Raw genomic sequence first — 15,035 nt, forward strand, 5'->3', positions numbered from 1 at the left:
GCGTCACGACGGGCGTGACTGGTCATCGTCATCCGTACGCAGCCGCTGTACCAGCACCGAGGACTCGCCACGCTCCTCGAAGTCCGACAGGATCACCGCGACCGCCTCGCGCACCACACGGCCACGATCGACCGCGAGATCGTAGGTGCCACGCAGTTCCAGCCGGGCGTGCTCCAGCGCCAGCAGCTCATCCTGGGAGACGTACACCGTGATCTTGGCGTCGTGCTTGGTGCGCGGCGAGCCACGCCTGCCACCGCGCGCCGCCGGGACCGGGGTCGGCTGCTTACCGTTCTCACTATCGCGAGGGGCCTCGTCACGCCCTGAGGTGGCCGCGGCGTCGCCCGACACCTCGCCGTCCTGACCGGCCGCGCCCGCCCCACCGGCGGCGTCTTCGCGTCCCTGCTCGGTCGTCGGTTGGTTGGCCGGAGCCGAGGTGCTGCGGAAGAACAACTCCGAAGCCCCCGGCAGCGAGGCACGCTTGGTCACCGGCGGATCACCTCACGCGCGAGCTGCCGGTACGCCTGGGCACCGTTGGACTTCGGCGACCACTTCGTGATCGGCTCGCCGGCTACTGTCGTCTCCGCGAAACGCACCGTGCGATTGATGACGGTGTCGAACACGGTATCGCCGAACGCTTCTACCACGCGCGCCATAACCTCCTTGGAATGCAACGTGCGGGGATCAAACATTGTGGCAAGGATGCCCGTGATGTCGAGATCCGGGTTCAACCTCTCCTTGACCTTCTCGATGGTGTCCATCAGCAACGCGACCCCGCGGAGGCTGAAGAACTCGCATTCCAGGGGGATGATCACGCCGTGTGACGCAGTCAGCGCGTTGACGGTGAGCAGACCGAGCGACGGCTGGCAGTCGACAAGCACGAAGTCGTAATCGGCGACCACCGGCCGCAGCACCCGCATCAGCGTGTGCTCCCTACCCACCTCGGCGACCAGCTGCACCTCCGCCGCCGAAAGGTCGATGTTACTCGGTAGCAGATCCATGCCGTCGATCACGGTGGAATGCACCAGCTCCCGTGTATCGAGCGACCGTTCCATGATCGCGTTGTACACGGTCTGCTCCAGCTCGTGCGGCTGCACACCGAGTCCGACGGACAACGCGCCCTGCGGATCGAAATCGACCAGCAGCACCTTGCGGCCGTACTCGGCCAACGACGCACCAAGGTTGATGGTCGACGTGGTCTTGCCGACACCGCCCTTCTGGTTGCACATCGCGAGCACGCGGGCGGGTCCGTGCTCGGCCAACGCGGGCGGGTCCGGTATCTCGCGCTTCGGCCTGCCCGTCGGCCCCAACGGCGTGCCATTGCCCTCGGCGGCCACAGCCTTCGATGCCGCCGTCTCGTCCCGTACCTTGGCGGCAGCCGCGGCCTGCGGCGACTCGGGTGTCGACATGACGCGATAGCTCCTTGCTCAGCGTGTTCGACGGCAGCCTATGCGGGGAGGTTGACCGGCAGCAATTGAACTCGCCGAGTCAACGTCAAGATCGCGGACACGTCACGGCGAGACGTCGGCGCGCGCCCTGGGATGCGCGGTAGCGTACACCTCGCGCAACGTGTTCACTGTCACCAGGGTATAGACCTGGGTGGTCGACACTGACGAGTGACCGAGCAATTCCTGCACCACTCGCACATCGGCACCGCCTTCGAGCAGGTGGGTGGCGAAGGAATGGCGGAGCGTGTGCGGCGACACCTCGCCGGCCAGGCCTGCGCGGTCGGCGTTGCGCTTGAGAACGTGCCAGGCACCCTGGCGGGACAACCGTCCACCCCTGGCGTTGAGGAAGAGCGCGGACGTTCCCCGCCCCCGCGCGGCCAACGTGGGCCTGGCTCGCACCCGGTAAGCCTCCAGCGCCTCCAGCGCGGGCCTGCCGATCGGCACGATCCGCTGCTTGCCGCCCTTGCCGTCCAGCATCACCGTGCGCTGATCGTCGTCGACGTCGTCGACGTCCAGGCCGACCGCTTCCGAGATACGTGCCCCCGTGGAGTACAACACTTCGAGCAGCGCACGATCCCGCAGCGCGCGGTCGCCCTGCTGCGGCGGCATGTCGAGCAACCGCAGCACCTCGTCCACCGGCAACGCCTTGGGAAGCCTGCGACCACCGTTCGGGGGCCGGACCTCCCTGGCGACGTCGTGCTCGACCAGCCCGTCGGTGGCGGCGAACCGGTGCAGACCGCGCACGGCAGCCAACGCACGAGCCGCCGACGACGCGGCCAGCGGCGGCTTCTCCGGGGTTCCTTCCCGCATGGCCACCGCAAAGTCGCGCACATCGGCCTCGGTGACGTCGGCGAGCTCGACCCGCTCCCGTGAACGTAGGAACGCCAGGTATCGACGCAGGTCGCGCGCGTAACTGTCCACCGTGTTGCGTGCGGTGCCGCGTTCCACGACGAGATGGTCGAGGTAGGTGTCGATCACCTCAGCGGGATCGGAGCGTGTCACGGATCCCAAGCGTACGGCAGCGCCTGGCTGGTTCGGGCGGACAACGCCGGATCAGCTCCAGGACAGCCCGAGCGTGATCGTACAGGCCGAGCCTCGGCGCCGGACTTCACCCGGCGCGTCACCGTAGCCTGCGTCGGAACCGCACCGGCCGGTCCCGCCATGGCGCGTCGGCAGCCCGCGTCGCGGCCGCCCCGGTCAACGCCGCGTGCGCGGCCAGCACCCCGCTCACCGTTGCCCCGTTGATCAGTTCCCCGGCGAGCACCATGCGCACCGCCTCGTCCAGCGGCACCTGCTTGATCACGAGGTCGGCTTCCTCACCGTCGAGCACGTGCCGGTCGACCGGGCGCAGCCCGCGCGCGAGGAAGACCCGCACCACCTCGTCGGTGAACCCGGCCGACGCCGCGTTGTCGACGAGCGTCTCCCAGTGATCGGCCGCCAGCCCGACCTCCTCGGCGAGCTCCCTGCGGGCGGTGTCCACCGGATCTTCCCCTGCTGAATCGAGTAGCCCGGCAGGCAGCTCCCACAGCCGCCTGCCGAACGGGTGCCGATACTGGTGGATCAACGTGACCCGCCGGTCGGTGTCGACAGCGGCGATAGCCACGGCACCCTGGTGCTCGACCACCTCCCGCCGGGCGGTGGCGCCACCCGGCATCGTCACGGTGTCGACCCGGAGCCCGATGACACTGCCAACGTAAACGTCCTCGCTGGCGGTGACGTCGAACTCGTGGGTACCGGGCTCGGCTGGTTCACTCATCGGCGCTCACGGCGGGCGCATCGGGCAGCTCGACGGGCAGGCGGTCGGCCACCCGGTAGTCCACCACCGCCCTGACGAACGCGTCGAACAGCGGGTGCGGGCGCGTCGGCCTGCTCTTGAGCTCCGGGTGAGCCTGGGTGCCGACGTAGAAGGGGTGTGTCTCCGCGGGCAGCTCGACGAACTCGACGAGCTTGCCGTCCGGCGACACCCCGGAGAACGTCAGCCCCGCTTTGCCGAGCCGCTCCCGGTAGGCGTTGTTCACCTCGAAGCGGTGCCGGTGCCGCTCAGAGACCTCGGATCGGCCGTAGGCCTTCGCCACCTGTGTCCCGTCCACCAGCCTGGCGCGGTAGGCCCCCAGCCGCATGGTCCCTCCCATGTCCCGCTCGCCTGCCACCACATCCTGCTGGTCCGGCATCGTCGAGATCACCGGGTGCGGGGTGTCCTGCTCGAACTCGGCCGAGTGGGCTCCCTCGATGCCCGCGAGGTTGCGCGCCACGTCGATCACCATGCACTGCAGACCGAGACACAGGCCGAGCACGGGGATCTTGCGCTTGCGAGCGAAGGCGATCGCCCCGACCTTACCCTCGATTCCCCGAATCCCGAACCCTCCAGGAACAAGCACACCGTGCACGTCGGACAGCGCGGCAGCCGCGCCCGCTTCGGTGGCCGCCTCGTCGGAGGGAACCCACTTGATCTCCACCTTCGCATGGTGGGCGAAGCCCCCGGCGCGTAACGCCTCGGTCACCGACAGGTAGGCGTCGGGTAGGTCGACATACTTGCCAACCAGCGCCACCCGGACCGTCTCCTTCGGGCGATGCACGCGATCGAGCAGGTCCCCCCACACCGTCCAGTCGACGTCGCGGAACGGCAATCCCAGCCTGCGCACCACGTAGGCGTCCAGCGCCTCGGAGTGCAGCACCTTCGGGATGTCGTAAATGGACCGAGCGTCCGGGCAGGCGATCACCGCCTCGTCCTCGACGTCGCACATCAACCCGATCTTGTGCTTGAGGTCCTCGGGCAGCTCCCGGTCGGCGCGGCAGACCAGCGCATCGGGCTGGATGCCGATGTTGCGTAACGCGGCCACCGAGTGCTGGGTCGGCTTCGTCTTCAACTCGCCGGAAGGCGCCAGGTAGGGCACGAGCGAGACGTGCAGGAAGAAGCAGTTGTCCCGCCCCACGTCGTGTCTGGCCTGCCTGCAGGCTTCCAGGAACGGCAACGACTCGATGTCGCCGACTGTGCCGCCGACCTCGGTAATCACCACATCGGGGCGTTGACCGGTGCCGTCGGCCTCGCCGAGGCCGAGGATGCGCGACTTGATCTCATCGGTGATGTGCGGGATGACCTGCACGGTGTCACCGAGGTAGTCGCCGCTGCGTTCCTTGGCGATCACCTCCGAGTACACCTGACCGGTGGTGACATTGGCCCGGCCGGTCAGGTCCCTGTCGAGGAACCGCTCGTAGTGACCGATATCGAGGTCCGTTTCGGCACCGTCCTCGGTGACGAACACCTCGCCGTGCTGGAACGGGTTCATGGTGCCGGGGTCGACGTTGAGGTACGGATCCAGCTTCTGCATCGTGACCCGTAGACCACGCGCAGTGAGCAACTGACCCAGGCTGGAGGCAGTGAGCCCCTTGCCTAGGGAGGAGGCGACCCCTCCGGTGACGAACACGTACTTGACCGCGACCTGCCGGCTCGACCGACGCTGATTTCCCACGGGCTTTTACGCTAACATGCCCCGCCGTGTGCCGCAGGCGGGAGCATGCCGCACGGCGCGGCGCGGGCCCGAACAGTAAGCTGGGAGCGGCACGACGACGCGGCGTGCGGCAGCCAGCACGGACAGGCGGACAGTGAGGCATGAGGCGGTGAACGACCCCGGCACGCGAGCAGGCCAAGCCGCACCGGCGGGATACTGGACGGCACCCACACCGGAGGGCACCGTGCACGCCGAGGTGCGGGTACCGGCCTCCAAGTCCATCACCAACCGCGCCTACGTGCTCGCCGCCCTTGGGCGGACGCCGACGCTGGTGCGCAATCCGCTCGATTCACGGGACGCACGGTTGATGATCGATGCGCTCGCGGTGCTCGGCGCGCGGCACGAACGTCTCGACGACGGGATCCGCGTGCACCCGCTGGCCGAGGCGGATCACGCTCGCGTCGAGCGCACCGCCTCTGTGGATCTCGGGAACTCGGGCACCGTCGCGCGCTTCACTCCGGCGCTGGCCACACTGGGCACCGTCAGCGTGCGCTTCGACGGTGACCGGGCGCTCCGGCGCCGTCCCATGTACGGGCTGATCCGGGCGCTGGAAGATCTCGGGGCCGACATCGACCACGGTGACCGCTCGGCGCTGCCGTTCACGGTGCACGGCACCGGCGGGTTGCGAGGCGGACCCGTCGATGTCGACTCCTCGGCCTCCAGCCAGTTCCTGTCGGCACTCCTGTTGGCCGGGCCCGCCTTCGACGAAGGCGTCACCGTCCGGCTGGTCGGCGAGGCACCGCCCAGCGAACCCCATATCGAGATGACCCTGGACCTGCTGCGCGCGTTCGGCGCGCACCCCACTCGCGAGGGCACGGAGTTCCACGTGCCGCCCACCGAGCTGCACCGTCCCGAATACACGGTGGAGCCCGACCTGTCGAGCGCGGCACCGTTTCTCTTGGCCGCCGCGCTGACCGGCGGCACCGTGCACGTAGCAGGCTGGCCCGCGAGCACCACCCAGCCCGGCGACTGGCTCCGTCGCCTGCTGCGCGAGCTCGGGATGCGGGTCACCCGCAACGCGAGCGGGCTCACCGTCACCGGAACGGGCACGATCCCCGGACTGGAGCTCGACCTGCACGACGTCAGCGAGCTCACCCCGGTGATCACTGCGATGCTGTGCTTCGCGGACGGGCCCTCGGTGATCCGGGGAGTCGCGCACCTGCGCGGGCACGAGACCGATCGGCTCGCAGCCCTGGCCACCGAGATCACCGGGCTCGGCGGAGCCGTCACGCAGATCGAGGACGGCCTGCGCATCGAGCCGTCGCCGCTGCGTTCCGGCACCTTCCACACCTACGAGGACCACCGGCTCGTCATGGCCGCTGCGCTGCTGGGGCTGCGGGTTCCCGGGATCGCGGTGGAGAACCCGGCGACGGTCGGCAAGACCTTCCCCGGCTTCGTCGAGGAGTGGACGCGCATGCTGCGGCCTGCCGGAGACCCGCCCACGCGCTAGGGGTCCACCACACGAGCGGGCCCGGATTCCCGATGCGCGTCACGAACCCGTGGCATCCACCCCAGGGGCGGGACGGTCGGCGTTGGCGGCGACACCGTACTGCTCGGCCTCGCCATCCAGCTGCCTGCGCAGTGCGAGCACCGTGACAACCCTGCCTGCGGCGGTGTCCACATGGTCCACAGTGGACAGCATGTCGGTGATGGTGGAATCCGCACGTGCCACGCCGATCGCGCCGCTTCCGGTCGCCGAGCCCTCGCTGCCCGCGAGTACGGTCCCGGCTCCCGCACGGTCCAGCTGCGCGGCGAACCGGGCGACCGTAGCCGCCCTGTCACCCGCTCGCCCGTCATCGACGTCGCCACCGGTCAGCACCACGGCGAGCTGCGCCGGTTCGACATCCCCGGAGGTCTCGACGAACCCACCTTCCTCGAGACCGGTCAACGCGGCTGTCCGCTCGTCCGAACTCGACTGCTCCTCCGCGGAATCGGCGTCGAGCAGGAGTGTCTGGCCGAGCAGCGCACCAGCCAGCGAGCCAGGGCCACCCGAGGTGGGCAGTTCCGCGCCCGAGGGTTGCAGCCGTGTCGCGATCTCCACCAGCCGGTCCGCCTTCGACGGGTCGGCGAATGCCCCGGTCAACCCGACCTCACCGGTGACTTCCGCTCCGGAACTCTCGATGAGTTCCACCAGCGCGTCGCGGTGCCGCGAATCGGCGTCCTCGGTGGTGAACAGCACGACCGAACGCTCGTCCAGCCGGTCCGCCACCACGCGCGGGCCTACGGAGGCGGCGAACCCGTCGGCCTCGGCCAGCCGTGCCTGCAGCGTGCTCCGCTCCGCCTCCAGCTCGGTCACCCGTTCGGCGAGCTCGTCCCGGTTGTCCGCCAGCCCCGACAGTAACGAGCCGCTGAGCGTGCTCGACCCGAGGACGACGCCGACAGCCAGCGCCAGGAAAGCTGCTGCCAACGACACGATGTGGTAACGCAACGAGATCACGACACGAGCCTCCTAGCCCAGTCCAACAGCCCCTGTAGCTGGCTGTACAGCCAGTCCAGGTACACGTCACCGACCCCGGACACCGCGAGCGCGGCCATCACCGCGACCAGTGCCGCGACGACGAGGAACAGCACCGCGGGGACCGACACCCGTCCGCGGTACACAGTGGATACGGCCTTGGCGTCGACCAGCTTCGTTCCCAGTTTCAACCGGGTCAGGAAGGTGGAGGGGTTGGATCCCGAACGCCCCTGATCAAGGAACTCCTGCAACGTCGCCTGGAACCCCACGGTCACCACCAGCGCCGCCCCGTGCGCATCGGCGAGCAGCAGCGCGAGATCCTCCGGGTTGGCCGAGGACGGGAACGTCACCGCGCCGATACCGAGATCCTGGATGCGCTCCACTCCCGGTGCGTACCCGTCCGGCTGAGCGGGCACCACCACCTCGCCCGCTCCCTTGAGCGTGTCAGAGGCGATGCCGGTCGGGTCGCCCACGATGACGTGCGGCGTGTAGCCCTGCTCGTGCAGCGTGTCGGCGCCCATGTCGACACCGATGAGCACGGGGTGATATTCGGCGATGTACTTCTTGAGCCGTTTCAGGTCCTGGGCGTGCTCGGTTCCCGGAGCCACCACGACGACGTGCTTGTCCTGCAGCGGTACGCGCAGGTCCGGCACGCCCACGCCGTCGAGCACGAGCGTGCGTTCCCGGCGCAGGAACTCCATGGTGTTCGCGGAGAACGCTTCGAGCTGCGATGTCATCCCGGCCTTGGCCTCGATCATCGCATCGGCGACGCTCTCCGGTGTCTGCACGATCCCCTGCGCGAGCTCACGCTCCCCCTGGTAGATCACCCCTTCGTCGAGGCGGATCTTGCTGCCGTCCTTGATCGCGTGCAGCACCTCGGCACCCGCCGCGTCGATGAGCGGGATACCAGCCCCGACGAGGATCTCCGGCCCCAGATTGGGGAAACGGCCGGAGATCGACGGGGACGCGTTGACTACCCCGGCGACTCCAGCCTTCACCAGCGCGTTGGCCGTGGCCCTGTCGAGGTCGACCTGGTCGATGACGGCGATATCGCCCGCCCCGACCCTGCGGAGGAGTTCCCGGGTGCGCCGGTTCACCCGGGCTACGCCGATCACTCCGGGAAGGCTGTCAGCCTTTCTGGAGAGCACGCCGCTAAGCTTCATGACAGGCATCCTGGCAAACGTACGGAGTAATCTGGCTCCGCCACGCCGTCGATCGCGGTGGATTCTTCTTGCCCCGTACCGGATGGCGTGATATTGGCTACGCGCCGTCCCGGGTGGACTTCTCTTTCTCGGCAACGGTCAGCAGCTCTTCGGCATGCGCGCGTCCCGTTTCCGTGCCGTCCATACCTGCCAGCATGCGGGCCAGTTCGCCGACGCGCTCCGTGCTGTCGAGCGTACGCACGCAGCTGCTGGTGATGCCCCCGTCCGAGGTCGCCTCCCCGGCCCTGTCCACCACCAGGTGCCGGTCGGCATAGGCCGCCACCTGCGGAAGGTGCGTGACCACGATGACCTGGTGGCTCGCCGCCAGCTTGGCGAGCCTGCGGCCGATCTCCACCGCGGCCCGGCCCCCGACACCGGCATCCACTTCGTCGAACACCAGCGTCGGTACGGTGTCGGCTCCCGCGAGCACCACCTCGATGGCCAGCATCACGCGCGACAGCTCGCCGCCGGAAGCGGCCTTGTGCAGCGGCAGCGCGGGACCGTCCTGGTGCGCTCTGAGCCGGAACTCGACCTCGTCGATACCGTCGGCGCCCGCGTGGCACCGCTGCCCCTCGACGTCCAACGCCGCGGCATCGTCGGTCCCGTCGATCTGTCGCCTGCGCACGGCGACTTCGAGACGCGCCTGCGGCATGGCGAGGCCGCCAAGCTCGGCGCTGGTCGCCTCGGCAAGCCGCGCCGCCGCCTCGATGCGTGCCTGGCTCAGCCGTGCCGCGTGCTCGGCCAGCTCGCCTGCCAGTTCGTCCCGCCGTGCGGCCAGCTGCGCGAGCGCCTCCTCTGAGGTGTCCATCGAGGCGAGCCGGGCGCGCGCGTCCTCGGCCCAGGCCAGCACACCGTCGATGTCGGCGGCGTACTTGCGGGTGAGTTTCTTCAGTTCGGCCTGCCGGTTCAGCAGCCTGTCCAGTTCCGCAGGGTCGGCATCCAGTCCGTCCAGGTAGGAACCCAGCTCCGAACCGATATCGGAGAGCAACGTGTTCACCTGCGCTAGCCGGGGCTCCAGCTCGGCCAGCGCCGGGTCGGTCGAGCCTGCCAGCCTGCGCCGTGCCTCACCAATCAAGCCGAGGGCTCCTGGCTGGTCGGGATCGCCCTCGGCGGATCCGGACAGTGCCTGCTGCGCCGCACCCGCCACGGTGCGCAGCTCGTCCACCTCGGTGAGCCGCTTGATACGTTCGGCGACCTCGCCGTCCTCACCCGGTTGCGGCTCGACGGATTCGATCTCGCTCAACCCGTGGCGGAGCATGTCGGCTTGCTGGGCCAGTTCCCTGGAGCGCTCGGTGCGATCGGCGAGTTCGGCGGCGACCTCCCGCCACTCGGCCCGCACGCGCTGGTACTCGGCGAGCGGGTCGGCGACGGCCTGGCCTGCGAAACGGTCGAGCACCGCACGCTGCTCTGCCGAACGCATCAGCCGGAGTTGGTCGTGCTGGCCGTGCACCGCGATCAGCTCCTCGGCGAGCTGCGACAGTACCCCTACCGGCACCGAGCGCCCACCGAGGTAGGCGCGGGATCGTCCCTCCGCGTTGACCGTGCGAACGGCGATCACGCTGCCGTCCTCGTCGGTGTCCGCGCCAGCCTGGCTGATCACCTCGGCGGCACCGTCAGCCCTGTCCAGCGCGAACCGACCCTCGACAGCGGCCTTGGTGGCTCCCGCACGGATCCGGGACGCGTCGGACCGACCCCCTGACAGCAGGTGAAGCCCGGTGACCACCATCGTCTTGCCCGCGCCCGTCTCGCCGGTGACCACGGTGAACCTCGAGTCCAGCTCGAGCAGGGCATCGTCGATGACCCCGATGCCGTTGATCCGCATCTCACCCAGCACGTCCCCACCCTAGCGGTTGCTCCGGCCGGAGGTGCGAGCCGAAGGGACCCCTCGGTACATATCCGGTACCCGAGGAGTCCTTCGGCTCGCACCCACCGGGCATCAGGCGCGGGGGTAGCGTTCGCGCCAGCTCTTGACGGGCAGGTCGAACTTGTACACCAGCCGGTCGGTGAACGGGCCGTCCCACAGGCGGACAAGCAGCACCGGGATGCGTCCCGCCGCCACCTCCACCCGGGCGCCCCTCGGTAGGTCGACGTGCCGGGATCCGTCGCAGGTCAGTACGCCGGGTGCGCCGTCGGGGTCGGTATCGACGGTGATCACCGAATCGCGCGAGACCACCATCGGCCGGGAGAACATCGCGTGCGCGTTGCTCGGCACGACCACCAGCGCTTCCACGTCGGGCCAGATGATCGGCCCGCCCGCGGAGAACGCGTACGCGGTCGATCCGGTGGGGGTGGCGCACAGCACGCCGTCACAGCCGAACGACGATACCGGTCGCCCGTCGACGCTGATCAACGCGTCGAGGATGAGCTCCCGCGAGCTCTTCTCCACGCTGGCCTCGTTCAGCGCCCACATCCGCGCCACGGGCTCGCCCGCGTGGCTGACCGCGACATCGACGGTCATGCGTTCCTCGATGCTGTACTGCCGATCCACGATCCGCTGCACCGTCTCGGCCAGCGCGTGAGAATCGGCCTCGGCCAGGAACCCCATCCTGCCGAGGTTCACTCCCAGCACAGGCACCCGCGCCGGCCGTGCCAGTTCCGTGGCACCGAGCAGCGTGCCGTCGCCACCGAAGACGAACACCAGCTCGGCACCGGCCGCCGGATCGGCGTTCCTGTCGAGGAGGGTGTACGGCAAGGGTTGCTCAGCATCACCGGAGCCGCCGTCCAGCACAGCACCCACCTCGGCGTCGATCACGCGCAACCGCAGTCCAGCCGCCACGAACCGGGTACCCACCTCGCGGACCGCCTCGGCCGTTGCCTCCCGATCCGGATTCGCAACGAGGAGCACTTCCCGCGCCGTCGTCACGTGCCTGTCCATCATCGGGGCCCTTCCCGCACCGCCGCCCGTATCAGCTCCGTCACCGCGTCCGGATCCCCGTCGAGGGTGTCGCCGGGAACGGCGTGCCGCAACCAGGCAAAGTACTCCACGTTGCCCGACGGCCCCGGTAGCGGGCTCGCGACGACCCCGTGCAGCGCGAAGCCGTGCTCGCGGGCGGAGCCGACCACATCCAGTATCGCCCGTTCCCGCAGCTCGGGATCGCGTACCACGCCCCCTTGGCCGAGCCGCGCCCTGCCCACCTCGAACTGAGGCTTGACCATCGGCAGCACGTCCGCGCCCGCGGCGGCGCACCGGGCGAAGGCGGGTAGCACGAGCCGCAGCGAGATGAACGACAGATCGGCGACGATCAGCTCCACCTGCCCACCGAGCAACTCGGGCGTCAGGGACCTGGCGTTCGTCCTGTCCAGCACCGTCACCCGCTCATCGGTTCGCAACCGCCAGTCGAGCAGGCCGCGCCCGACATCCACCGCCACGACTTCCCGCGCCCCGCGGCGGAGAAGGACGTCGGTGAACCCGCCGGTGGAGGCTCCCGCGTCGAGACATCGCACACCGGAAGTAGTCAGTCCTAACGGCTCGAACGTCTCCAACGCGCCGAGCAGTTTCTGCGCTCCGCGTGATGCCCAGCCAGGGTCATCGCAGTCTCGGACGTGGATCGGGGTGGTCGCCTCGACGGCGGTGGCCGCCTTGACCGAGACCATGCCCCGCACCGTCACCAGCCCATCGGCGATCAGCGTAGCGGCGTGTTCCCGTGATCGGGCGATGCCTCGTCGCACCAGTTCGGCGTCCAACCGCGCCCTCGCAGCCACAACCGCCGTCCCTAGGATTGCTCGACGTTGGACACCGGCTAGGCCTTGTCGATATCCGACAGCGCCACGGTCAGCTGGGTGTGGACCGCTTCGAACCGCTCCACATGTGCCGAGAGCGGCAGTTCATCGAGCTCGTCGAGGCACGCGATCGCTTCGGTGATACCGGCACGGATGTCCGACTCGGCCTGCTCGGTGTCAGCCCGCTGCTGATCCCTCGTGGCGGCCTCGGTGCGGGACTCGGGCCGCGGGTGCTGCTCGTCGTGTGGATGCACGCCCATCACGGTAGCGGCTGCCCTGCGGGCGGTGCACGGGCGGGCGCGTCACAGCAGGCCCAGCTGCGCGGCCACCTCCGTGGCACGCGGTTCACGCGGCACGATGGTGCGCAACCCGGACTGCCATGCGGGGCGGCACAGTGCCCGCAACAGGTCGAGCGGGTCGGCGCTGCCGGTGCCGCACGCGGCGCGGTCCCGGCCGGTGACCAGCAGCGCGTCGGAACCGACCTCGACATCCCACTCCGCGCGTGGCCCCACGGTCAGCTCCTCCGGGGGCCGCTGCAGTGCCGTGATGTCCGATGCCAGGTATGTGGGGCGGTTCTCCGGCGGCGCCCGCAGCACGTCGGCGGCGGTGGTGACCCCGCTGAGCACGAGCAGGCCGGGTAGACCGGCGGCGTGGGCACCTGCGATGTCGGTGTCCATACGATCGCCCACCACCAGCGGGTACCGTGCCGCGGCGTCGGCCGCCGATCGTCGGAACAGCAGCGGCGCGGGTTTGCCCGCCACGTGCGGGTCGCACCCCGTGGCCGTGCGCAGCGCCGCCACCATCGCGCCGTTGCCGGGCAGCTGGCCTCGCTCGGTGGGCAGGGTGGGATCGGTGTTGCACGCGACCCACAGAGCTCCCGCCCTGATCGCCAGGCACGCCTCGGCGAGGTCGCGCCAAGCCGTGTCCGGTGAGTGACCCTGCACCACCGCATCCACCGTCTTCGTCACCTCCGCCTGCTGCCCAGACTCGACCGTCCCCGTGGTACCCGCCCCGGCACCGGCGGTTCCCGGCCGCTGGGCGAGACGCATACCGCAGGCAGCAACCTCGGCGCGCAGGTCGTCGGATCCGACGACGAGCACAGTGCTCACCGCAGGCAATCGCTCAGCGAGCAGCATCGCGGCCGCCTGCGCGCTGGTGGTGACCTCGTGGCTGTCCGCGGGCACGCCGAGTGCCGTGAGTCGCTCGGCGACCCCGGCAGGCCCGGTGGCGGCGTTGTTGGTCACGAAACGGACCGCGACGCCCTGTTCTCTGACCGTGGTGAGCACCTCACCCACACCTGGGACCGGATGGTTACCGTGATGGATGGTGCCGTCGAGGTCCAGCAGGACAGCGTCGTGACCGCAGAGCAGCGTCATTCCCGATCCTGCTCGGCGACCTCGGTGACCTCGGCGAACTCGTCGCCATCGCCACCCGGCATGCCTGCCAGCTCCATGGCGCGCAGCGCGGCGTCGGTGTCGCCTTCGGTGTCGGCGTTGGCCGCGTGCAGGAACCACCGCACGGCCTCCGGCTCCCGCCCCGCAGCCAGCAGGTTGTCGGCGTAGGCGTAGAACAACCGTGCACTCCACGGTTCCTGCTGCTTCGGATCGAGGTCCGGGCCTTGCAGCGCGACGACCGCCGCATCGGGTTGACCCAGGTCGCGACGAGCACCGGCGGCAACGATACGCAGCTCCACCGCGACCTCGCGGGGCAGCGCCGCGGTCTGGCTCTCGCGCAGCAGCTCCAGCGCCCGCTCCGGCCTCCCTAGCGCGCGTTCCGCATCGGCTATCACAGCGACGTGCTCATCTGTGCGGGTCATGCGTCGTACGGCACGCAACTCGGACAGTGCCTCCGACCACTGGCCCGCGAAGTAGGCAGCGAGCCCCACCGCTTCACGCACGGCGGGGATGCGGGGGGCGCGGGACTTCGCGTAACGCGCGTGCGCCAGCGCCGCCTCCGGGTCGCTGTCCACCAGTTCCCCCGCTGCGACCAGATGGCGACCGATCCGCTCGGCTGCCGGCTTGGGCAGGCTACGCAAGTCGGCACGGATATCCCGATCCAGGTCGCCGAACTCGATCTCGTCATCCAGCGGTGGTTCCGGCACCTTGGCAGTGTCGCGGTCGCCTCGCTCGCCGCGCTCACCACGCCCGCTGGTCGGGCCGGGGCGCTGACCGCCGCTGCGCTTGCGGTCAGCGTTCGACCTGTCCACTCCCGATCCGGCCACGGGTCCTCCTTCTCGATATCCCCTCCGAGTTTACGGCGAGCCCTTCGCCCTGCGGGGGTGAGGCCGACCACCGCACCGCACGTTGCGGGTCGGGGAACACAAAGAACCGAGTCCCCGGGCGGTGTGCTCGGGGACTCGGTTGGTGGTTTGTGGGGGCCGGCGGTGTCCTACTCTCCCGCACGCCTGTCGGGTGCAGTACCATCGGCGCTGGCAGGCTTAGCTTCCGGGTTCGGAATGGGTCCGGGCGTTTCCCTGCCGCTGTAACCACCGGCCACGTTTGTTGAGGTTAGCATGCCCTTGTGGGGGGCGGTGTTGTGGGGGTGGGGTGGTGTTTGGGAGCTGTAGAGTGGGTGCGAGTGTGGGCAAGCCCTCGGCCTGTTAGTACCGGTCCGCTCGAGCACGCATTGCTGCGCTTCCACGTCCGGCCTATCAACCCACTGGTCTGGTGGGGGCCTTAACCCCTCGGTGGGGGTGGGAGACCTC

14 protein-coding genes and 2 rRNA genes are annotated in these 15,035 nt (G+C 69.6%); 1 reads left to right on the forward strand and 15 read right to left on the reverse strand.

The features are described from left to right. Nucleotides 1-3 precede the first annotated feature (3 nt). The 5 genes from F8178_RS13280 to F8178_RS13300 form a co-directional block, all read right to left on the reverse strand. The gene (locus F8178_RS13280) at nt 4-486 is read right to left on the reverse strand and encodes a cobyrinic acid a,c-diamide synthase (protein ID WP_317495069.1); all 483 of its coding nucleotides are present in this window, start codon (nt 484-486) and stop codon (nt 4-6) included. Continuing rightward, nucleotides 483-1,406 carry a ParA family protein gene (locus F8178_RS13285; RefSeq protein ID WP_317495070.1) on the reverse strand — a complete coding sequence of 308 codons (924 nt, stop codon included), beginning with the start codon at nt 1,404-1,406 and terminating at the stop codon, nt 483-485. Before F8178_RS13285 ends, F8178_RS13280 begins: the two co-directional genes overlap by 4 nt. A gap of 102 nt (nt 1,407-1,508) precedes the next feature. Beyond that, nucleotides 1,509-2,423 (reverse strand): site-specific tyrosine recombinase XerD, encoded by a 915-nt coding sequence (xerD, locus tag F8178_RS13290; RefSeq protein ID WP_317495101.1) that lies wholly within the window; start codon nt 2,421-2,423, stop codon nt 1,509-1,511. 142 nt (nt 2,424-2,565) lie between these two features. Further along, the gene (locus F8178_RS13295; protein ID WP_317495071.1) at nt 2,566-3,201 is read right to left on the reverse strand and encodes an NUDIX hydrolase; all 636 of its coding nucleotides are present in this window, start codon (nt 3,199-3,201) and stop codon (nt 2,566-2,568) included. Further along, on the reverse strand, nt 3,194-4,915 hold the full coding sequence (locus F8178_RS13300; RefSeq protein WP_317495072.1) for a CTP synthase: 1,722 nt from the start codon (nt 4,913-4,915) through the stop codon (nt 3,194-3,196). The genes F8178_RS13295 and F8178_RS13300 overlap by 8 nt, the downstream gene beginning before the upstream one ends. A gap of 148 nt (nt 4,916-5,063) precedes the next feature. On the opposite strand from F8178_RS13300, the gene aroA reads away from it, so the two are divergent. Further along, nucleotides 5,064-6,404: a 3-phosphoshikimate 1-carboxyvinyltransferase gene (gene aroA / locus F8178_RS13305; RefSeq protein WP_317495073.1), complete on the forward strand. Its 1,341-nt coding sequence runs from the start codon at nt 5,064-5,066 to the stop codon at nt 6,402-6,404. Nucleotides 6,405-6,443: 39 nt separating this feature from the next. Here the strand turns inward: aroA and F8178_RS13310 are convergent, their stop codons facing one another. The 10 genes from F8178_RS13310 to F8178_RS13355 form a co-directional block, all read right to left on the reverse strand. Then, complete coding sequence (locus F8178_RS13310) at nt 6,444-7,391, reverse strand: copper transporter (RefSeq protein ID WP_317495074.1); 948 nt, start codon at nt 7,389-7,391, stop codon at nt 6,444-6,446. Continuing rightward, nucleotides 7,388-8,572: a putative cytokinetic ring protein SteA gene (gene steA, locus F8178_RS13315; RefSeq protein WP_317495075.1), complete on the reverse strand. Its 1,185-nt coding sequence runs from the start codon at nt 8,570-8,572 to the stop codon at nt 7,388-7,390. Before steA ends, F8178_RS13310 begins: the two co-directional genes overlap by 4 nt. A 97-nt stretch (nt 8,573-8,669) precedes the next feature. Beyond that, the gene (gene recN, locus F8178_RS13320; protein WP_317495076.1) at nt 8,670-10,445 is read right to left on the reverse strand and encodes a DNA repair protein RecN; all 1,776 of its coding nucleotides are present in this window, start codon (nt 10,443-10,445) and stop codon (nt 8,670-8,672) included. 102 nt (nt 10,446-10,547) lie between these two features. Then, complete coding sequence (locus F8178_RS13325) at nt 10,548-11,489, reverse strand: NAD kinase (RefSeq protein ID WP_396345464.1); 942 nt, start codon at nt 11,487-11,489, stop codon at nt 10,548-10,550. Then, entirely contained in the window at nt 11,486-12,313 is an 828-nt protein-coding gene (locus tag F8178_RS13330; RefSeq protein WP_317495077.1) for a TlyA family RNA methyltransferase, read from the reverse strand. Before F8178_RS13330 ends, F8178_RS13325 begins: the two co-directional genes overlap by 4 nt. Nucleotides 12,314-12,351: 38 nt before the next feature. Beyond that, nucleotides 12,352-12,585, reverse strand: coding sequence for a hypothetical protein (locus F8178_RS13335; protein WP_317495103.1), 234 nt, complete (start codon nt 12,583-12,585; stop codon nt 12,352-12,354). A 48-nt stretch (nt 12,586-12,633) separates the two neighbouring features. Next, the gene (locus tag F8178_RS13340; RefSeq protein WP_317495078.1) at nt 12,634-13,707 is read right to left on the reverse strand and encodes an HAD-IIA family hydrolase; all 1,074 of its coding nucleotides are present in this window, start codon (nt 13,705-13,707) and stop codon (nt 12,634-12,636) included. Then, on the reverse strand, nt 13,704-14,552 hold the full coding sequence (locus F8178_RS13345; protein WP_317495079.1) for a tetratricopeptide repeat protein: 849 nt from the start codon (nt 14,550-14,552) through the stop codon (nt 13,704-13,706). Before F8178_RS13345 ends, F8178_RS13340 begins: the two co-directional genes overlap by 4 nt. 154 nt (nt 14,553-14,706) lie before the next feature. Beyond that, a 5S ribosomal RNA gene (gene rrf / locus F8178_RS13350) occupies nt 14,707-14,824 on the reverse strand. Nucleotides 14,825-14,910: 86 nt separating this feature from the next. Further along, nucleotides 14,911-15,035 (reverse strand): 23S ribosomal RNA (locus F8178_RS13355); the annotation flags it as partial.

The sequence above is a fragment of the Haloechinothrix sp. LS1_15 genome (assembly GCF_033042135.1).
Taxonomy (GTDB): Bacteria; Actinomycetota; Actinomycetes; order Mycobacteriales; family Pseudonocardiaceae; genus Haloechinothrix.